Annotated in this window: 18 protein-coding genes; 17 read left to right on the top strand and 1 reads right to left on the bottom strand. The window is 72.9% G+C overall.

Translation table 11 applies throughout. The features are described 5' to 3' along the window. Nucleotides 1-40: 40 nt before the first annotated feature. The 17 genes from NE235_RS27205 to ftsY all read left to right on the top strand — a co-directional run bounded on the left by NE235_RS27205 (nt 41) and on the right by ftsY (nt 17,763). Nucleotides 41-1,723, top strand: a complete 1,683-nt coding sequence (locus NE235_RS27205) for a DAK2 domain-containing protein (protein WP_252807970.1) — start codon at nt 41-43, stop codon at nt 1,721-1,723. 96 nt (nt 1,724-1,819) lie between these two features. Then, entirely contained in the window at nt 1,820-4,033 is a 2,214-nt protein-coding gene (gene recG, locus NE235_RS27200) for an ATP-dependent DNA helicase RecG (protein ID WP_252807968.1), read from the top strand. 236 nt (nt 4,034-4,269) lie between these two features. Then, nucleotides 4,270-4,893 (top strand): HEAT repeat domain-containing protein, encoded by a 624-nt coding sequence (locus NE235_RS27195; protein ID WP_252807966.1) that lies wholly within the window; start codon nt 4,270-4,272, stop codon nt 4,891-4,893. Between the two features lie 82 nt (nt 4,894-4,975). Next, nucleotides 4,976-5,554, top strand: a complete 579-nt coding sequence (locus NE235_RS27190) for a hypothetical protein (RefSeq protein ID WP_252807964.1) — start codon at nt 4,976-4,978, stop codon at nt 5,552-5,554. Between the two features lie 56 nt (nt 5,555-5,610). Beyond that, a complete protein-coding gene (rsmD, locus tag NE235_RS27185) occupies nt 5,611-6,177 on the top strand; it encodes a 16S rRNA (guanine(966)-N(2))-methyltransferase RsmD (protein ID WP_252807962.1) in 567 nt (188 codons plus the stop codon). 29 nt (nt 6,178-6,206) lie between these two features. Beyond that, nucleotides 6,207-6,686 (top strand): pantetheine-phosphate adenylyltransferase, encoded by a 480-nt coding sequence (coaD, locus tag NE235_RS27180; RefSeq protein WP_252807960.1) that lies wholly within the window; start codon nt 6,207-6,209, stop codon nt 6,684-6,686. A 111-nt stretch (nt 6,687-6,797) separates the two neighbouring features. Continuing rightward, a complete protein-coding gene (locus NE235_RS27175) occupies nt 6,798-7,382 on the top strand; it encodes a YceD family protein (RefSeq protein ID WP_252807958.1) in 585 nt (194 codons plus the stop codon). Between the two features lies 1 nt (nt 7,383). Continuing rightward, nucleotides 7,384-7,560 (top strand): 50S ribosomal protein L32, encoded by a 177-nt coding sequence (gene rpmF, locus NE235_RS27170; RefSeq protein ID WP_252776286.1) that lies wholly within the window; start codon nt 7,384-7,386, stop codon nt 7,558-7,560. A 177-nt stretch (nt 7,561-7,737) separates the two neighbouring features. Beyond that, a complete protein-coding gene (rnc, locus tag NE235_RS27165; RefSeq protein WP_252807957.1) occupies nt 7,738-8,451 on the top strand; it encodes a ribonuclease III in 714 nt (237 codons plus the stop codon). 3 nt (nt 8,452-8,454) lie between these two features. Further along, a complete protein-coding gene (gene mutM, locus NE235_RS27160; RefSeq protein ID WP_252807955.1) occupies nt 8,455-9,309 on the top strand; it encodes a bifunctional DNA-formamidopyrimidine glycosylase/DNA-(apurinic or apyrimidinic site) lyase in 855 nt (284 codons plus the stop codon). Nucleotides 9,310-9,360: 51 nt separating this feature from the next. Further along, complete coding sequence (locus NE235_RS27155; protein WP_252807953.1) at nt 9,361-9,639, top strand: acylphosphatase; 279 nt, start codon at nt 9,361-9,363, stop codon at nt 9,637-9,639. 168 nt (nt 9,640-9,807) lie between these two features. Then, entirely contained in the window at nt 9,808-10,005 is a 198-nt protein-coding gene (locus NE235_RS27150) for a hypothetical protein (protein ID WP_252807951.1), read from the top strand. A gap of 241 nt (nt 10,006-10,246) precedes the next feature. Beyond that, a complete protein-coding gene (smc, locus tag NE235_RS27145; protein ID WP_252807949.1) occupies nt 10,247-13,903 on the top strand; it encodes a chromosome segregation protein SMC in 3,657 nt (1,218 codons plus the stop codon). A gap of 266 nt (nt 13,904-14,169) precedes the next feature. Next, nucleotides 14,170-14,571 carry a globin domain-containing protein gene (locus NE235_RS27140; protein WP_252807947.1) on the top strand — a complete coding sequence of 134 codons (402 nt, stop codon included), beginning with the start codon at nt 14,170-14,172 and terminating at the stop codon, nt 14,569-14,571. 39 nt (nt 14,572-14,610) lie between these two features. Continuing rightward, entirely contained in the window at nt 14,611-15,723 is a 1,113-nt protein-coding gene (locus NE235_RS27135; protein ID WP_252807944.1) for a globin domain-containing protein, read from the top strand. A 10-nt stretch (nt 15,724-15,733) separates the two neighbouring features. Then, nucleotides 15,734-16,381, top strand: coding sequence for a DivIVA domain-containing protein (locus tag NE235_RS27130; RefSeq protein ID WP_252807943.1), 648 nt, complete (start codon nt 15,734-15,736; stop codon nt 16,379-16,381). A gap of 212 nt (nt 16,382-16,593) precedes the next feature. After that, on the top strand, nt 16,594-17,763 hold the full coding sequence (gene ftsY / locus NE235_RS27125) for a signal recognition particle-docking protein FtsY (protein WP_252807941.1): 1,170 nt from the start codon (nt 16,594-16,596) through the stop codon (nt 17,761-17,763). Nucleotides 17,764-17,811: 48 nt separating this feature from the next. On the opposite strand, the gene NE235_RS27120 is transcribed toward ftsY, so the two are convergent. Beyond that, nucleotides 17,812-19,806 (bottom strand): ATP-binding protein, encoded by a 1,995-nt coding sequence (locus NE235_RS27120; RefSeq protein ID WP_252807939.1) that lies wholly within the window; start codon nt 19,804-19,806, stop codon nt 17,812-17,814. Between the last annotated feature and the right edge of the window lie 280 nt (nt 19,807-20,086).

Raw genomic sequence — 20,086 nt, 5'->3', positions numbered from 1 at the left:
TTTGTCCCGTGAGTCTAGAGTTGTTCGCCTGGGAGGTGGCGTGGGCGAGGTTCTCGACGCCGCGGCGGTGCGACGCTGGTGCCGGTTGGCGGCGGACGCGCTCGGCCGGACACGTGCCGGGATCGACGCGCTCAACGTCTTCCCCGTACCCGACGGCGACACCGGGACCAACCTCCATCTCACCCTCCTCACGGCGGCGGAACGCCTCGACGGGCTGCCCGGCGACGCGGACACCGCGGACGCCTGGCGGACCCTCGCCGAAGGCGCCCTCGTGGGCGCCCGCGGCAACTCCGGAGTGATCCTCAGCCAGATGCTGCGCGGCATGGCCGAGGTCCTGGGCACAGGCGGCGGCCTGGACGCGGCCCTGCGCAACGCCGCCGACCTCGCGTACCGCGCCGTGGCCCACCCGGTCGAGGGAACCATGCTGAGCGTGCTGCGCGAGGCGGCCGAGGCGATCTCACCGGCCCCCGCTCCCACCGCCGCGCCCGTCGCGAATCCCGCCGCCGATGCCGGCCTGGATCCCCCCGGCGTCCCCATCGTGATTCTCGCCGCCGACGCCGGCGTGGACGCCGCCGCCGTTCCCGTCGTGGATCCCGGCGCCACCGCGTGGGCGGCGGCCGAGCGGGCCCGTGTCGCGCTGCGGCGGACCCCCGACCACCTCGACGTGCTCGCGCGCAGCGGCGTCGTCGACGCCGGCGCGGCCGGGCTGTGCGTCGTCCTGGAGACGCTCGCCGCCGTGGTCAGCGGGGAGTACCCCGAGACGTACGAGATCCCGCGCCGCAGCCAGGACCACCCGCCGGAGGCCGTGCCGCGGGCCGGGGGCGGCGGCGCGTACGAGGTGATGTACCTCCTCGACGCCTCCGAGGACGCGGTGGCCGGGCTGCGCGGTGAGCTGGACGCTCTCGGCGACTCCCTCGTCGTGGTCGGCGGCGCGCGGCTGTGGAACGTCCATGTCCACACCGACGACGCCGGCGCGGCCATCGAGGCCGGCCTGCGGGCCGGCCGCCCGTACCGGATCCGGGTGACCTACCTGGACGCGGCGGAGGACCGCCCCGCCCGGCGCACCGGCCGGGGCGTCGTCGCGGTCACGGCAGGGCACGGCCTCGCCGCGCTGCTGGAGGAGCACGGCGCCCGGGTCGTCCGCCGTTCCTCCGGGCGCGTGCCCGGCCTGGCCGAGCTGACCGAGGCGATCGTCGAGGCCGGGAGCGAGGTCGTCGTCCTGCCGGACGACGACACGGTGCTGGCCGTCGCCGAGGCCGCCGCCCGCCGGGCGCGGGAGGACGGCGTCCACGCGGCGGTCGTGCCGGCGACGGCGTCGGTGCAGAGCCTGGCGGCGCTCGCCGTCCACGACGCGCTGCGCCGCTTCGAGGACGATGTGATCGCCATGACGCGCGCGGCGGGTGCGACGCGGTCCGGCCGGCTCGAGACCGCGCGGAGCGAGGCGGTGACGAGCGCTGGGATGTGCCGGCCCGGTGACATCCTCGGCCTCGTCGACGGCGACGTCGCGCTCATCGGCGCGGACGCGTACGCCCTGGCGGCGAGCGTCCTCGACCGCATGCTGTCCCCCGGGAGCGAACTGGTCACGCTGATCGCCGGTGACGGCGCTCCGGGCGATCTCCCCGACCGGGTACGCGAGCGCCTGCGCGCCGTACGGCCCGACGTCGAGGTCGCCGTCTACCACGGCGGGCAGAACCGCCATCTCCTCCTCATCGGCGTCGAGTAGGCGCCTGCGGGACCGCCCTCAGGTGCCGGGCGCGCGGCGGCCTGTCCGGCGGAGCCGGTAGAACAGAGGGAGCCCGGCTGGTAAGAGGAGTGTTCCGTGACGACTCTCGACGCGCCGCTGGTCAAGGTGGTGGGTCCCAAGGCGGCCAAGAAGCTGGCCGCGCTCGACCTGCACACGGCCGGCGACCTGCTCCGCCACTATCCGCGACGCTACGCCCAGCGCGGCGAGCTGACGGACCTCGTCGGCCTGGCCGAGGGCGAGTACGTCACGGTGATGGCGGAGGTCGAGAAGGTCCAGGGCCGCAAGATCACCAGGCGGCCGGGCTACCTCCTCGAGGTCGTCGTGACGGACGGCCACGGGCGGCTGACCCTCACCTTCTTCGGCAACGGCGCGCGGGTTCCCGAGCGGGAGCTGCCCCCGGGCACGCGCGGCCTGTTCGCCGGGAAGGTCTCCTTCTACCGGAGCGGCAACGGGATCAAACGGCAGCTCGTCCACCCGGAGTACAAGGCGGTCGACTCCCGCGAGGGAGCCGACGCGGCACGGGAGTTCGCCGAGGAGCTGATCCCCGTCTATCCGGCCACGAAGGGCCTGACGTCGTGGCAGATCGGCGACTGCGTCCGGATGGCCCTCGACACCGTCGACGTCGGCCCCGATGCCCTGCCGGAGGCCGTACGCCGGCGGCACCGGCTGGTCGGGCTCGCCGAGGCGTACCACGGCATCCACCGGCCCGCGGACATGGCCGAGGCCGGCCGCGCGCGCAAACGGCTCAAGTGGGACGAGGCGTTCGTCCTGCAGACCGCCCTCGCCCGGCGCCGTCTCGACGCCTCCGCCCAGCGGGCCACGCCCCGGCCGCCGCGCGAGGACGGGCTGCTCGCCGAGTTCGACGGGCGGCTGCCGTTCGAGCTGACGGAGGGCCAGCGGGCCGTGGGGGAGGAGATCGCCGCCGACCTGGCCCGCGAGCACCCCATGCACCGCCTGCTGCAGGGCGACGTCGGCGCCGGCAAGACGATCGTCGGGCTGCGCGCGATGCTGCAGGTCGTCGACGCCGGTGGGCAGGCCGCGCTGCTCGCGCCCACCGAGGTTCTGGCCCAGCAGCACCACCGGTCGATCGTGGCCATGCTGGGACCGCTCGCCGAGGCCGGCCGGCTCGGCGGGGCCGAGCACGGCACCCGCGTGGCCCTGCTGACCGGCTCCCAGGGAGCGAAGGCGCGGCGTGCGGGCCTCCTGGACGCCGCCTCGGGCGCGGCCGGCATCGTCGTCGGCACTCACGCGCTGCTGCAGGAGCACGTCCAGTTCGCCGACCTGGGCCTCGTCGTCATCGACGAGCAGCACCGGTTCGGTGTCGAGCAGCGCGACGCGCTGCGGGAGAAGGCGGCCGGAGGCCGGCCGCACGTCCTCGTCATGACCGCCACCCCGATCCCGCGCACCGTCGCCATGACCGTGTACGGCGACCTGGACACCTCCTCGCTCACCCAGCTGCCCGCCGGGCGGTCGCCGATCGCGACCCACGTCGTCCCCACGGCCAACCGGGCGTACTGGAACCGCGCCTGGGAGCGCATCCGCGAGGAGGTCGCCGAGGGACGGCAGGCGTACGTCGTCTGTCCCCGCATCGGCGAGGCGGAAGGCGATGAGGGCGACGTGGGCGACGTCGTCGACGCGGTCGCCGGGGAGCAGGACCAGGAGCCGGAGGGCCGCCGCCCGCCCCTGGCCGTCCTCGACGTCGCCCCGAAGCTCTCCGGGGGACCGCTGCGGGACCTGCGGATCGGGGTCCTGCACGGCCGCCTCCACCCGGACGACAAGGACGCCGTCATGCGGCGGTTCGCCGCCGGGGAGCTCGACGTCCTCGTCGCGACGACGGTCATCGAGGTCGGCGTGGACGTGCCCAACGCCACGGTGATGGTGATCCTGGACGCCGACCGGTTCGGGGTCTCGCAGCTGCACCAGCTGCGCGGCCGCGTCGGCCGGGGCAGGTATCCCGGGCTGTGCCTGCTCGTCACGGACGCGGACGAGGGTTCCAAGGCCCGCGAGCGCCTCGACGCGGTCGCCTCCACCCTCGACGGGTTCGAGCTGTCCCGGCTCGACCTGGAGCAGCGCCGGGAGGGCGACGTCCTGGGCGAAAGCCAGTCCGGGCGGCGCTCCAGCCTCCGGCTGCTGACCCTGCTGCGCGACGAGGACATCATCAAGGCTGCCCGCGCCGAGGCCGGGGCGCTCGTCGACCGGGACCCGGAGCTGGTGGACCACCCGGCCCTCGCGGCGGAGCTGGCGGCCCTGATCGACGAGGAGCGCGCCGAGTACCTCGAGAAGACCTGATTTCCATACTATCCCGATTGACAAACCAGGGAACGCGGTTCAGGCTGGAAGGGTGCACCGGAGAGCTCCGTTGATCGTGCGGCTCCATGTCGACCTGCGGCGACAGGCCAGCGCCCTGTGTCCCCGGAGCTGAGTCCCCGTCCCCGGCCGCGCCTCGCGTGGCCGCGCCGGGCGCGCGGTAGGCCGTGCCCGCCGACGCGTCGCGGCGTCCATCAGACGACTCTCCGGAGAACCACATGACCGTGATCGACCTGCCGCTGCCCGCACCGACGCCGCGCACGCCGGAACAGGCCGGCAACAGGCTCGCCCGTGCACTCGGCGACCGGGACGCCCGCGTCCGCCGCGCCGCCGCCGGTGCCCTCATCGACGAGCAGGAGGTGCTGGTCGGCGAGGAGGGCGTGCGGGCGCTCGTCCAGGCCGCCGACACCGGCGCCGACTCCTACGTACGCGCGGTGGCGGCGGAACTCGTGCGTGCGATGCGGGACGCCGCCTGGGACATCTACGCCGGGGCCCTGCGCCGCGAGGATCCCGGTCGCGCCGAGACGATCCGCGGGCTCGTCGTGCTCAGGGCCGCCGTCGAGCTCGGCGAGATCGCCCTGACCGACCCGTCCTGGCCCATCCGTGAACGCGCCGTCGTCGCCCTCGGGACGCTCGGCCCCCGGGCCGCGATCGGCCCGCTGACCAGTGTGCTCGACGACGAGGTCGTGGCCGTCCGCCTGGCGGCCGTGCGGGCGCTGGCCCGCTGGGCGCCCGACCGTCACTACGCCCGGTCGGCCCTGACGGCCGCGCTGCAGGACCCGGACCCCGGCATCCGAGCCGAGGCCCGCTGGGCCCTGGCCACCCCCCTCTCCCGGGCCTGACCGCATCACGGTCGATCACGCGGCCACGACGCGCCGGGGAAGGTCGTGGCCGCGATCTTCCGTCTCTGGTTACGCTCCCGCAGTGGAGCAGAAGCGCGACTTCCCGGTCCCCGTCGCAGCCGCGCCCGCCTACCTGATCGCCGTCCTGGCCGCCGTCTCGGGCGCCGGCGCCGTCTTCGTGCTCGTCCTCGTGGGCTACCTGGTGCTCGCGATGCGACGGATCTCGGAGCAGGCCGCGGCCGGTCCCGTGTTCGTGATCTTCCCGGCTCTCGGGCTGGGCCTGCTCGCCTCCGCGGTGGGGATGGCGTTCCTCGCCCGCTCGGAGTTCCGGCTGTTGCGCACCCCGCCCGTCTTCACCACCGAGGGCGTGCGCCTGCGCGGATTCGCGCGGCGCGGCTACGACGTGTTCGTCCCCTGGGACAGGGTCACGCGGCTGCGGGTCGCGGAGAGGGGTGCCCGGCCGTACCTGCTGGTGGACGTGGCGGATCCGGAGGACCTGACGCGCGGAGACCCCCGCCGCGCCGAGCGGCTGCGCCGGACCGCCGAACGCTTCGATGGGGCGACGTTCGCGTACGCCCTGCGCGGCGCCCTCATCGGCACCCGGGATCTGGGCGCGGTCGTGGACCGCCTCAGCGGCGGGACCGTCGCCCTCGACGGCTGACGGCCGCACCCGCCCCTCCAGCGGCGTCCCGCGCGCCGGATCGGCAGACTGGGGGAGTGACCCGACTCATCGCAGGGACGGCCGGCGGCCGGCGCATCTCCGTGCCGTCCGGCCGCGACACCCGGCCGACCAGCGACCGCGCCCGCGAGGGGCTGTTCGCCACCGTCCACTCGCTCCTCGGCGACCTCACCGGACTGCGGGCGGCCGACCTGTTCGCCGGGTCCGGCGCGGTGGGGCTGGAGGCGCTGTCACGCGGCGCGGCCCACGTCCTGCTCGTCGAGTCGGCGCCGCGCGCGGCCAAGGTGATCAAAGCGAACATCGCCGCCCTCGGCCTGCCCGGGGCCGAACTGGTGACCGACCGCGTCGAGCGGGTGCTGCGGCAGCCGCCCCCGGAACCGTACGACCTCGTCTTCGCGGACCCGCCGTACGCCGTGACCGGCGAGGCGGTCACCCGGATGCTGGAGGACCTGCGCGACAACGGCTGGCTCGCGCCGGACGCCCTCGTGGCGGTCGAGCGCGCGACCCGAGACGAGCCGGTGCGCTGGCCCGCCGGGTTCGAGGAGAGCAGGGCCCGTCGTTACGGGGAAGGGACGCTTTGGTACGGTCACGCCGCAGGTCACTGACCGCTTCCTCAGCGAAGGGTGCTCACCTCGTGCGCCGTGTTGTCTGTCCGGGCTCGTACGACCCCGTCACCAATGGCCACCTCGACATCATCAGCCGGGCGTCGCGGCTGTACGACGAGGTCGTCGTCGCGGTTCTCATCAACATCTCCAAGAAGAGCCTCTTCACCGTCGACGAACGGGCGGAGATGATCGCCGAGGTGACGAAGCAGTACGGGAACGTCGTCGTCGAGAAGTTCCACGGGCTCACCGTCGACTTCTGCCGCGAGCGGGACATCCCCGTGATCGTGCGCGGCCTGCGGGCGGTCAGCGACTTCGACTACGAGCTTCAGATCGCCCAGATGAACCACCAGCTGGCCGGGGTGGAGACGATGTTCATGGCCACCAACCCGCTGTACTCGTTCCTGTCCTCCAGCCTGGTCAAGGAGATCGCGCAGTACGGTGGAGACGTCTCCGGGCTGGTGCCGGAGCCGGTTCAGCAGCGTCTGATCCGCCGGTTCTCGCAGCCCTGAGCAGACCTTGAGAACCCCGACCCGACGGGCCTACGGGGCCCTCCGAGTTGGGAGAACGCCCGCGCGTTGGTAACCTTGCCAACCGACCTTGTACGACGGCGGTGATGCGCCATGCCTCACGGAAGCAGGAAACACCTGACCCGCATCGATCCCCGAGCCCCCTTCGTGATCGACACGACCACTCTGGGCCGCAGACCGGGATCGATGCGCGAGGACTCCAGGACCGTGCCGGCTCCGGCGGATCTCGGCGTCGAGATGGTCGGTGTCACCGAGGGCGCCGACATCGAGCTGGACTTCCGGCTCGAGGCGGTGATGGAGGGCGTGCTCGTCTCGGGCACGGCGCGGGCACCTCTCACGGGAGAGTGCGCGCGCTGCCTGGAGCCGGTCACCTCGTCGATCGAGGTGGACTTCCAGGAGCTCTACGTCTACTCCGACACTCGCTCCGGCGAGAGCGCGGAGGAGGACGAGCGCCGTCTCGAGGGAGATCTCATCGATCTCGAGCCGGTGGTCAGGGACGCGATGGTGCTCGCGCTGCCGCTGTCCCCGCTGTGCCAGGACGACTGTCCCGGCCTGTGCTCGGAGTGCGGGGTGCGGCTGGCCGACGCCGAGCCGGACCACCACCATGAGGCCGTCGACCCCCGGTGGGCGGCATTGCAGGGCATGTTGGATCAACGACAAGAAGACCAGGAGGGCTGACGTGGCCGTTCCCAAGCGTAAGAAGTCGCGCAGCAACACGCGGCACCGTCGCTCGCAGTGGAAGACCCAGGCGCCGACGCTCGTGCGTTGCCCGCAGTGCCGCGACGAGAAGCTGCCGCACACCGCGTGCCCGACCTGCGGCACCTACAACCGCCGCCAGGTCGTCGACGTGGCCTGAGCGACGTCTACGGGGGCGGCTCTGCCGCCCCCGGTTCGTCTCGTCTCGCGATGAAGACTCGCCCGAGGCCGTGGCGGACGCCGGAGACATCCGGCGTGCGCCTCGCCCTCGCGGAACCTTCCTCGGAGGAAGCACCGTGAGTTACCTGCCCGCCATGGTCCTCGTCATGGGGGCCGTATGAAGACCGACAACTCGGCGTCCGATCGCGGTCCGCTGGTGGAGTCCCTCGGGGTCGGCCCCGACCCGGCACTCCTCGAACGCGCCCTCACCCACCGTTCCTACGCCTACGAGAACGGCGGCCTGCCGACCAACGAGCGGCTGGAGTTCCTCGGCGACTCGGTGCTCGGCCTGATCGTCACCGACACGCTGTTCCGTAACCACCCCGACCTGCCCGAGGGCCAGCTGGCCAAGCTGCGGGCCGCGGTGGTCAACATGCGGGCGCTCGCCGGCGTGGCGCGCGCGCTCGGCCTGGGCGCCTACATCCGGCTCGGCCGCGGCGAGGAGGGCACCGGGGGGCGCGACAAGTCCTCGATCCTGGCCGACACGCTCGAGGCGCTGATCGGGGCCGTCTACCTCGACCTGGGCCTGGAGGCGGCCGACGCGCTGGTCCACCGGCTCTTCGATCCGCTCATCACCCGCTCGGCCAGCCTGGGCGCGGGCCTGGACTGGAAGACGTCCCTGCAGGAGCTGACCGCCACGGAGGAGCTCGGCGTGCCCGAGTACCACGTGGAGGAGAGCGGCCCGGACCACCAGAAGACGTTCCGCGCCGTGGTCGTCGTCGGCGGGACGGAGTACGGCCGCGGCGAGGGGCGCAGCAAGAAGGAGGCCGAGCAGCAGGCGGCCGAGGCCGCCTGGCGGGCCATCCGCGAGCGCTCCGGCACGCAGGACTGACGCGTGCCCGAGCTGCCCGAGGTCGAGGTCGTCCGGCGCGGTGTGGAGCGCTGGGCCGTCGGCCGTACGGTCCGGACGGCCGAGGTCCTGCACCCGCGGTCGGCGCGCCGCCACACCGAGGGCCCGGCGGACCTGGCCGCGCGGATGACCGGGCGGACCATCGCCGCGGCGCGGCGGCGCGGGAAGTACCTCTGGCTGCCGGTCGGCGACGACGAGGCGCTGCTGGTCCATCTCGGCATGAGCGGCCAGCTGATCGTGGATGATCCGGACCGGCCGCCGGAGAAGCACCTGCGCGCCCGGTTCACCTTCACGGACGGCGGACCGGACCTGCGCTTCATCGACCAGCGCACCTTCGGGCACCTGATGCTCACGGCCACCGAGAACGGTATTCCGGAGCCGATCGCGCACATCGCACCGGACCCGCTGGAGGACGCCTTCGACGAGGAGGCCTTCCACCGGGCGCTGCGGCGCCGGCGTACCGGGGTGAAGCGGGCGCTCCTCGACCAGTCTTTGATCAGCGGCGTCGGCAACATCTACGCCGACGAGGCGCTGTGGCGCGCCAAGATGCACTGGGCGCGGCCGACCGAGACGCTGACGCGGGCGGAGGTGACCCGACTGCTGACGGGCGTCCGCGAGGTGATGACCGCGGCCCTGGAGGCGGGCGGCACCTCCTTCGACAGCCTGTACGTCAACGTGAACGGCGAGAGCGGCTACTTCTCGCGGTCGCTCAACGTCTACGGCCGGCGCGACGAGCCGTGCGCCAGGTGCGGCAGCGCGATCCGCCGCGACGCCTTCATGAACCGCTCCTCCTTCACCTGCCCCACCTGCCAGCCCCGCCCCCGCCGCGCCCACTCCTGACCGCGGCGAGCGCGGCACGGGTTCCCCTTGGGCGCGCCCTACGATCGGGGGATGGACGAGCACGTACGGCTGACGGCCTGGGTACGCGGGCGGGTGCAGGGTGTCGGCTTCCGGTGGTGGGTGCGCTCCCGTGCCCTGGAGCTGGGCCTGGCCGGCTCGGCGAGCAACCTGGCCGACGGGCGGGTCGAAGTGATCGCCGAGGGGCCGCGGAAGGCGTGCGCCGACCTTTTGGACCTTCTCCGGGGCGGAACGACACCGGGCCGGGTCACCGGTGTGTCCGAGCGCTGGACCGAGCCGCGCGGCGGCCTTCGCGGGTTCGTCGAACGATGATCGGTCTGGGAGGTCTGCTAAACTTGTACGGACAGGTTGTTACGGGTCTGTGACATCTGTCTTGACCGGCTCTCCGGCCGGTGCGACCCTAGTTGTTACGCGCACCTCAAGATGATTCTCGTGCGCGGACCATTCCTGCTGGTCACTCAGCGTGGAGGACCCTTAATCATGGCGAAGGCTCTACTCGGCCACGTCGGCGGTCCCGACCCCCGCATGGTTGCGGAGATGCGGCGCCTGCAGCAACGTGTCCGTGACCTGGAGGCCGAGCTCGTACGGCTCCAGTCCGAAAACGACGCGCTTGCCGCTGTTGCTGACAACGAAGTCATGGCGCTCGCTGCCAAGGACCGCGAACCGGCACTGACCTGAGGTCAGCGCCAGCGTGTAAAAGGGACGTCGACCAGACGTCCCTTTTTGTTGGCCGCGAAACGTGTTTTCTCGCGGTACGGGTGTCCGACCGGGCGGCGTCCCGGCCCTGACACATCGGGGGAGTCGGATACCCGGCTTCGGCGACTGTCGGCCGGTATCGTGCTGAGACGGCGGGGGCGTCCGTGGCGTCCGGTGCGGGACGATCCACCCGCCGGCGATGGCAGAAGGGATCGGTGGGCGCTTGTACTTGAAGAGCCTCACGTTGCGGGGTTTCAAGTCCTTCGCGTCCTCGACCACGCTGCGCCTCGAGCCGGGGATCACCTGCGTCGTCGGCCCGAACGGCTCGGGCAAGTCCAACGTCGTCGACGCGCTCGCCTGGGTGATGGGCGAGCAGGGCGCCAAGTCGCTGCGCGGCGGGAAGATGGAGGACGTGATCTTCGCGGGCACGTCCTCGCGTCCGCCACTCGGCCGCGCCGAGGTCGTCCTGACGATCGACAACTCCGACGGCGCGCTGCCCATCGACTACACCGAGGTCACGATCAGCCGGCTGATGTTCCGGTCGGGGCAGAGCGAGTACTCCATCAACGGCGACCCCTGCCGGCTGCTGGACGTCCAGGAGCTGCTGTCCGACTCCGGTATCGGCCGTGAGATGCACGTCATCATCGGCCAGGGCCAGCTCGACCGGGTCCTGCACTCCGGCCCGGAGGGGCGGCGGGCGGTGATCGAGGAGGCCGCGGGCGTCCTGAAGCACCGTAAGCGCAAGGAGAAGGCCCTGCGCAAGCTCAACGCGATGCAGGCCAACCTGACGCGCGTGCAGGACCTCACGACCGAGCTGCGCCGGCAGCTCAAGCCGCTGGGCCGGCAGGCGGAGATCGCCCGGCGGGCGGCGGTCATCCAGTCCGAGCTGCGCGACGCGCGGCTGCGGCTCCTCGCCGACGACCTGGTCACCCTCAAGGCCAGGCTGGAGCAGGAGGCCGCCGACGAGGCGACGATCCGGGAGCGCCGTACGGCCGTCGAGCAGGCGCTGGCCCAGGCACAGCAGCGGGAGGCGGTCCTGGAGGCCGAGGCGGCCGAGCAGGCGCCGGTCCTCGCCCGCGTGCAGGACACCTGGTACCAGCTGTCGTCGCTGCGCGAGCGCCTGCGCGGTGTCGGCGAGCTCGCCGCCGAGCGTCACCGCAACGCGGTGGAGGCTCAGGCGGAGGAGCGCCACGGCCGTGATCCGGAGGACATGGAGCGGGAGGCGGCGGAGATCCGGGCGCAGGAGGAGATCCTCGGCGCCCGGCTCGAGGCGGCGCAGGACCTCCTCGCCGAGGCCGTCGACCAGCGCGCCGCCGCCGAGGCCGCGCTGAAGCAGGAGGAGTACCGCCTGCAGGACGCCGCCCGCGCCGCTGCGGACCGCCGCGAGGGGCTGGCCCGGCTGCGTGGCCGGGTCGAGGCGCTGGGCAGCAAGGTGCAGGCCACGGAGGCGGAGATCGGCCGGCTGGCCGAGGCCGTCACGGACGCGCGGGAGCGCGCGGCGGCGGCCCAGGCCGCGTACGAGTCGCAGGACACCGAGACCGCCGAGGACCCGGAGCTGGCCGCCGAGCACGAGCGCGCCCAGGAGGTCCTGGAGCAGGCCAAGGAGGCCGTCGAGCAGGCCCGTGAGGCGGTGGAGGAGCCCCGGCGGCTCCTGACGGAGGCGCGGGACCGCGTCGGCGCCGCGCGCGGCGCCGACCAGGCGGCGCAGAAGGAGGTCACCGCGCTGCAGGCCCGCGTGGAGGCCCTGGACCAGACGATGGGCAGCGCGGCGGACGGCGGGGAGGTCCTGCTCGCCGCCGGCCTCGACGGCGTGCTCGGTACAACGGCGTCCCTGCTGTCGGTCGAGCCGGGCGCCGAGATCGCGGTCGCGGCGGCGCTGGGCGCGGCCGCCGAGGCCGTCGCCGTCGCCTCGCTCGACACCGCCGAGGCCGCGCTGGCCGTGCTGCGCGCCGAGGACGCCGGGCAGGCCGGTGTCGTCGTCGGCGCCGGACCCGACGACGACCGCGAGCCGCCCGCCCTGCCGGACGGCGCCCGCCGGGCCGTCGACCTGGTCACCGCCCCGGAGCCGCTGCGGGCCGCGATCCGCCACCTGCTGGCGGGCGTCGCGGTCGTCGAGGACCTGCCCGCCGCGGCGGCGCTCGTACGCTCCCGGCCCGAGCTGCGCGCGGTGACCCGCGACGGGGACCTGCTCGGCGCGCACTGGGCGATCGGCGGGGGCGGCAAGCGGCAGAGCCTGCTACAGATGCGGTCCGCCCGCGACGAGGCCGCCGAGCGGCTCGCCGCCGCGGAGGCGAGGGCCGAGGGCACCGCCGTCGCCCTGGAGGAGGCCGTCGCGGCCGAGCAGCGGGCTCAGACCGTGCTGGAGACGGCCCAGGCGGCGGTCGGTGAGGCGCAGAGCGGCGTGAACCGCGCGCAGGCGGGCCTGGACAAGGTACGCGCCCGGATGCGGGAGGCGGCCGCCGAGGCCGCTCAGGAGGCCAAGCAGGTGGCCCGGCTGCAGGCCGCCGCGCAGGCCGCGCGGCAGGAGGCCGAGCGCCTGGCCCGGTCGCTGACCGCCGCGGAGGAGGCCCGCGACCGGGACCTGGCCGCCGCGGCGGAGCTGCGCGAGCGCCTGGAGATCGCCGAGGCGGAGCCGATCGACGACGACGATGAGGACACCACCCGCCGCGACGAGCTGAACGACCGGTGCCAGGAGCTGCGGTCGGCCGAGATGGAGGCGCGGCTGAACGTCCGTACCGCCGAGGAGCGCGTCTCGGCCATCGCGGGCCGGGCCGACGCCCTCGAACAGGCCGCCGAGCGGGAACGCCAGGAACGCGCCCGCGCCGCCGAGCGCCGCCGCCGTCTCGCCCGTGACGCCCGGGTGGCGCAGGCCGTCGGCGCCGGCGTCCAGCGGGCGCTGGCCGGCATCGAGGTCTCGATCGCCGCGGCCGTGGCCGAGCGCGAGACCCACGAGCAGGCCCGCACCACCCGCGAGGAGGAGCTGAAGGCCGTGCGCACCCGCGTGCGGGAGCTCACCGGCGAGCACGAGAAGCTCGTCAACGTCGCGCACGGCAGCGAGGTCGCGCGGGCCGAGCAGCGACTGCGCCTCCAGCAGCTCGAGGAGCGGGCGATGGAGGAGTTCGGGCTGGAGGTGGACGTGCTCGTCGCCGAGTACGGTCCCGAGCAGCCGGTACCCCCGGCCCCGGACGCCCCGGAGGACGCCGCGCCCGAGCCGTACGACCGGGCCAGGCAGGAGAAGCGCGCGAAGCAGGCCGAGCGTCAGCTGACCCAGCTCGGCAAGGTCAACCCCCTCGCGCTGGAGGAGTTCGCGGCGCTGGAGGAGCGGCACGCGTTCTTGACCTCACAGCTGGAGGACCTGAAGAAGACCCGCCGGGACCTGCTCACCGTCGTCAAGGAGGTCGACGACCGCGTGCAGCAGGTGTTCGCGTCGGCCTACGAGGACGTCGCGCGGGAGTTCGAGGGTGTGTTCTCGCGGCTCTTCCCGGGCGGGGAGGGGCGGCTGTCGCTGACCGACCCCGAGGATCTGCTGACGACCGGCGTCGAGGTGGAGGCGCGGCCGCCGGGCAAGAAGGTCAAGCGGCTGTCCCTGCTGTCCGGCGGGGAGCGCTCGCTCGTCGCGATCGCGTTCCTCGCTTCGATCTTCAAGGCGCGGCCGTCGCCGTTCTACGTCCTCGATGAGGTCGAGGCCGCCCTGGACGACACCAACACGCAGCGGCTGCTCGGCATCTTCGAGGAACTCCGCGAGTCGTCGCAGCTGATCGTGATCACCCACCAGAAGCGCACGATGGAGGGCGCGGACGCCCTGTACGGCGTGAGCATGCGCGGCGACGGTGTGACCCAGGTGGTGAGCCAGCGCCTCCGGGAGCCCGAACCGGCCTGACGAAGGTCGGGAACACCCCTCAGACGGCCGGGTGGACCGGTCCAGCAACCCCTGTCCCGCCCCGGTGAAACGAGTCGATCGATGCCTGAACCGTCCTGACCGGCCCGTGGATCCGGCCTAAGGTGGGATTCTCCGGTCTTGTCGTCACAAGGCCGGTACGGCAATCAATTTGCATGTTTTGTACCATCGTGTCCCGAATCGCGCTTGGCTTCGCTAGAGTCACCGCCGTCCCTCACGGCACGACTGACACCCTCGGAAAGGTCACTGTGGACCCTCAACGTCTCAAGGACAACTTCGCCCAGGTCGGCGGGCACGGCATGGACGTGGCCGAGTACTTCTACGCGGACCTGTTCGAGCGCAACCCCCACTACCGCCCCCTGTTCCCGGCCTCGATGAGGCGGCAGCAGGAGGTCCTGCTGGGCGCGCTCACCCAGATCGTGTCGCTGGTGGACGACCCGGAGAGGCTCGTCCCGTACCTGGAGGAGCTCGGCCGGGCGCACGCCGGATTCGGCATCAACCCCGAGCACTACCCCGAGGTCGGCGCCAGCCTCGTCGCGACGCTGAAGTACTTCAGCGGCGACGACTGGACCCCCGAACTGGAGAAGGACTGGGTCGAGGCGTACGGGGTCGTCTCCGACGTCATGATCAAGGCCGCTGAACAGAAGTAGAACGCCGCGGCGACGGCCCGCCCGGCTTCAGGAGAATGTGTGGATGCTCAACGACTGAAGGACAACTTCGCTCAGGTGGCGCAGCACGGTGACGCCGTCGCGCTGTTCTTCTACTCCGATCTCTTCCTGCGCAACCCGCGCCTACGGGACATGTTCCCCGTGGGCATGAGCACCCAGCGCGACCGCTTGCTGTCCGCGCTCGGGCGCATCGTGTCCCAGGTGGACGACCTGCACAACCTGGTTCCGTTCGTGCAACAGCTCGGCCGGGATCACCGCAAGTTCGGAGTGGAGGCCCTGCACTATCCCGAAGTCGGGGCGAGCCTCGTCACCACCCTTCGCTACTTCTCGGGATCCTCGTGGACCGAGGAACTGGCGCGGGACTGGACCGATGCCTACAACCTGGTCTCGAAGGTCATGCTCGACGCGGCCCAGCAGGACTCCTCAGTGAACCCGTCCTGGTGGAACGCCCAGATCGTCGCGCACGAGCGCCGGCGCTTCGACCTGGCGGTGTTCCGGGTCCTTCCCGACCGGCCGTTCGCGTACCAGCCCGGCCAGTCGGCCTCGCTCGAGGTTCCGGCCCGGATGCGGATGTGGCGCTCCTACTCGATGGCCAACGCCCCCCGGCCCGACAACACCGTGGACTTCCACGTGCAGCTGATCGACGGGGGCCCCGTCAGCCCGGTCCTCGTCCGGTCGCTGAGGGTCGGCGACTGGATCAAGCTCAGCGCGCCGGTCGGCACGATGACCTTCGACGAGCGGTCCGGACGTGACGTGCTGCTCATCGGCGGCAGCACGGGCCTGGCGCCGCTCAAGGCGATCCTCGATCAGATCGGCGCGCTGCCCAGCCCGCCGCGCGTCCACCTGTTCTTCGGCGCGCGGTACGTGGACGGGCTCTACGACCTGGACGATCTGCAGAAGCGGGCGGCCGGAGCGCCGTGGCTCACCGTGATCCCGGCGGTCTCCGACCACGATCCCGGGGCGGTGGCCGAGCACGGCACGCTGCCCGACGTCATCGGGCGGTTCGGGATGTGGCAGAACCACGACGCCTACGTCTGCGGCTCGCCGGGGATGACCGACGCGACCGTCGATCGCCTCCTGAATCTCGGGCTGAGCCACGACCGCATCCGAATCGACAAGTACGCGGACGCTTAAGAGGAGACGAATGACCTCCCCCGAAATCCACGCCCAGCGCATCACCCCGGCTGAGCTGCAGGCGGTCAACTTCCAGCGCGCTCCGCTCGGCCGCCGGGGATTCGACGAAGACCAGGTGAGAGCGTTCCTGGGCCAGGTCGAGCAGGAGCTGGTCCGGGTCCTCAACGAGAAGGCGGACCTGGAGAACGAGGTCGGCCGCCTGCGCGAGCGCATCGCCGGCGCCGGCCCCGACGCCGCGGCGATCCAGCCGGAGGACGCCCACATCCAGGCCGTTCGAATCCTGTCGAACGCCCAGCAGACCGCGGACCAGTACGTCGCGGACGCGCAGCGGTACAGCCGGGAGATCGCCGAGGAGGCCCGGCGCGGCCGGGACGAGATCCTCGCCGACGCGCGGTCCCGCGCCACCCTCGTCCTGGAGGAGGCGCACCGGCAGGCGTCGTACGCCGCCGAGCAGATCGCCCCGTCGAGCGAGCCGATGTCCGGCGACGAGCGCCGCGAGCTCGAACGCGAGATCGCCTACCTGCGGACCTTCAGCGACGTCTACCGCACGCACCTGCGCAGCTACCTGGAGGCGCTGCTGCGCAACGTCGAGGAGTGGGAGACCTCCGAGCGCGAATCCCTCTCCGGCACGCGGGCGGCGCTCCCGCGGATGGACTGACGGCGGGCCTCCCGCCCCGCCGGGCGGAATGCTCGGAGAATGTTTCCGGCGCCGATGGGAACGTCGGCGAATGCCCCGGTCCGCCGGGGCGCCCCGGCGGACCTTCTCCGAGCCTTCCGCCCGAGCACGCGTGAGGACGACGTGGCCGGGCGGCCGGTGACCGGGTAGGGACGGGAGGGGAGCCCGTACCTTCTGCGAGACTGGGACACGCTATGGAATACGTCATTCTCGCCATCGCCATCGTCGTGCTCGCCGTCGCGACGGGCGTGTTCTTCCTGGTCCGGGGTGCGCGCGGCGCCGCTGCGCCGCCCCGGCCACCGGAAGCGCCCAAGGCGCCGGAGGCGCCGCGCGGCGGCACCGCCGTCATCGAGGAAGAAGAGGCCGTCGCGCCGCCCACGCGCGCGCCGACCCCCGAGGCGCCTCCGGCGCCGCCCGCACCGCCCGCAATCGAGATCCCGCCGCCGTCCGCCGGTCGCCTCATCCGCCTGCGGGCACGGCTCTCCCGCTCCCAGAACGCCCTCGGCAAGACCCTCCTCATCCTGCTGTCCCGCGACACGCTCGATGACGACGCGTGGGACGAGATCGAGGACACCCTGGTGCAGGCCGACGTCGGCGTCGCGCCCGCCCGGCAGATCGTCGACGACCTGCGGACCAAGGTGAAGGTCTACGGCACCCGCACCCCGGACGAGGTGCGCGGGTTGCTGAAGGACGAGCTCCTCGCCCAGATCGGCAAGGACTGGGACCGCTCCCTGCGCACCCGGCCGCACGGCGCCCAGCCCGCCGTGATGCTGGTCGTCGGCGTCAACGGCACCGGCAAGACCACCACCTGCGGCAAGCTCGCACGGGTCCTCGTCGGAGACGGGCGCACCGTCCTCCTCGGCGCGGCCGACACGTTCCGCGCGGCCGCCGCCGATCAGCTGCAGACCTGGGGCTCCCGGGTCGGCGCCGAGGTGGTGCGCCGGGAGGAGGGCGCCGATCCCGCGAGCGTCGCGTTCGAGGCGGTCAAGAAGGGCATCGAGGACCGCGTCGATACCGTCATCGTCGACACCGCCGGCCGGCTGCACACCAAGACCGGGCTGATGGACGAGCTCGGCAAGGTCAAGCGCGTCGTCGAGAAGCAGGCCGAGGTCGACGAGGTGATCCTCGTTCTGGACGCGACGACCGGGCAGAACGGTCTGCGCCAGGCCCGGGTGTTCGCCGAGGTCGTCAACGTCACCGGCATCGCGCTGACCAAGCTCGACGGCACCGCCAAGGGCGGCATCGTCATCGCGGTGCAGCGAGAGCTGGGCGTCCCGGTCAAGCTCGTCGGGCTCGGCGAGGGACCCGACGACCTCGCGCCCTTCGACCCCGAAGGTTTCGTCGACGCCATCCTGGGCGGCTGACACCGGCCCACCGCGGCGGCCGAGATCCATCGGATCCCGGCCGCCCGGTCAGCGTCCGCTGAGGGCGTCGGCGACCGCGGCGGACAGGTCCAGCCGCGTGCCGGCGCGGAACTCCCGCGCGAAGGCCCGCGAGCCCAGCGCCTCACGGGCGTGCGTCTCGCACTGCTGGTGCGAGCGGACGTGGTACGGCAGCTGGGTCGGCGAGAAACCCAGCTCATGCCAGACCCGGTCCGCCGCGCCGAGCAGGCGGGCCGCGCGCTCCTGGGCGCCGCCGGCGCTCGCCGTCCACGCCAGCACCTCGAGGAACTGGGCGAGCCCCCAGCGGTCCTCGATGACGGACCACGGCTCGGCCACCTGCAGCATCATCGCCTCCGCCTGCCGCCAGTCGCCCTGTTTCCACGCCGCGATCCCCACCGCGAACAACGCGTACGCGCGGAACAGCGGCGCGTCCCGCGCGTCGCACAGGGCGACGAGCTCCTCGCCCAAAGCCGCCCCGAGGTCCGGGTCCTTGGCGACGCAGAACGTCGACGCGAGATAGAGGTTGATCCCGACGGCGTTGAGATCCCCGTCCTCCCAGTGGCGGCGCCGGGCCTGTTCCATGAGCGCGAGCCCGCGGCGATCGTCCCCGGCCGCCAGCGCGGCGATGCCGGAGACCATGGTGGCGAACGCCGCCGCCGTGGCGTCCCCCGTCTCCCCGGCGAGCGCCCGGCACTCCTCGATCCGGATGACCGCCGCGGCAAGATCACGCTGGTGCAGGGCGAGCAGGGCGTCGGCCCACAAGGCGGTGAGCCGCGCCCTACCGGGCGCGGGAACCAGCCGCAGGCCCCGTTCCAGCCAGTGCCGTCCCTCGGTGAGGGCCCCGGCCAGCAGCCAGAAGCTCCACAGGGCCGAGGCGACCTCCAACCCGGCGGGCGCCGAGGCCGGCCGGCCATAACACGTCTCCATCGCCGCGCGGAGATTCGGCAGCTCGAGCTGCAGCGCGTGGAACCGGTCGAGCTGGTCGGGAGTCATCTGATCGATCCGGCAGCGTGCGACCAGCGACCTGTAGTGGGAGCAGTACCGCCCGCGCAGCCGCTCCTTCTCCGCGCCGGTCAGTCTCTCGCGGCCGTACGCGCGGATGCTGTCCAGCATGCGGTACCGCAGGCCGGCCGGGAAACGTTCGGCGATGAGGACCGACTTGTCCACCAGTCCGGCGATCAAGTCGAAGATCTCCCCCCGGCCGATCTCCCCGCCGGGGCAGACCTCCTCGGCGGTGTCGAGGTCCGCTCCGCCGGGGAAGGTCGCCAGGCGCGCCCACAGCCGGCGTTCGGCGGGGGAGCACAGGCCGTGGCTCCAGTCGATCGTGGCGCGAAGCGTCTGCTGGCGCGGCGGCGCGTCGCTGTCGCCGTCGGTCAGAACGGCGAAGCGGTCGTCGAGCTCGCCCAGGAGCCGGTCGAGCGGGGTGGCCCGCAGACGGGCGGCGGCCAACTCGATCGCCAGGGGGATGCCGTCGAGGCGCTGGGAGATGCGGGCGACGATGGGCGCGTTGGCGGAGGTGACGCGGAAGCCCGGGCACACGATGCCGGCCCGGTCGGTGAAGAGGCGTACGGCCTCGCACCGGGCGATCTCGCGGGCCGGAGCGTGCCGGTCGGCGACCGGCAGGGACGAGATCGGCAGCACGTGCTCGCCGAGCACGCCCAGCCGGTGACGGCTGGTGGCCATGATCCGCAGGCGCGGGGCGCCGCGCAGCAGCCGGTCCACGAGATCGGTGCAGCAGTCGAGGAGGTGTTCGCAGCCGTCCAGCAGGAGCAGCATCCGCTTGTCGGCGAGGCGGGCCACGAGGAGCGGCATCGCCTGGCCATCCATCTCCCGGATTCCCACGGCGGCGGCCACGGTCGGGACGAGGAGCCGCCCCTCCTCCAGCGTGGAGAGTTCCACGACGTGCACTCCGTCGGGGAACCAGCTCCGCACCGCCCGCGCGACACGGAGCGCGAGCCGTGTCTTGCCGACACCGCCGGCACCCGTCAGCGTCAGTAGACGTGTCCGCGGGAGGAGCCGTCTCACCTCGGACATCTCGCGTCTACGGCCTACGAAACTCGAATTGTCGGTATGCAGGCCGTTCCTGGTCAGCGTGCCCTGAGCAGGCATATCGTGAGCCTCTTCACCGAGTCCCGCGGCCCGCGCCGCGGTGCGCGAGCGGGGGCCCGAACCCGAGTCTACGCAGCGTGCGCCGCGCCGGCCCGTCCGCAAGCCGCCGGGTGACCACCGAGCGCGGCCGCGACCTTGCCCCGCGTACGGGCACGGACCGGCCTCGCTTGACGCGGCACTAGTGTGGCAAAGAGGC

The sequence above is a fragment of the Actinoallomurus spadix genome, assembly GCF_024055725.1.
Taxonomy (GTDB): Bacteria; Actinomycetota; Actinomycetes; order Streptosporangiales; family Streptosporangiaceae; genus Actinoallomurus; species Actinoallomurus spadix.
The sequence above is the reverse complement of the archived record's forward strand: the minus strand, read 5'-3'. Positions and strand labels throughout refer to the sequence as shown.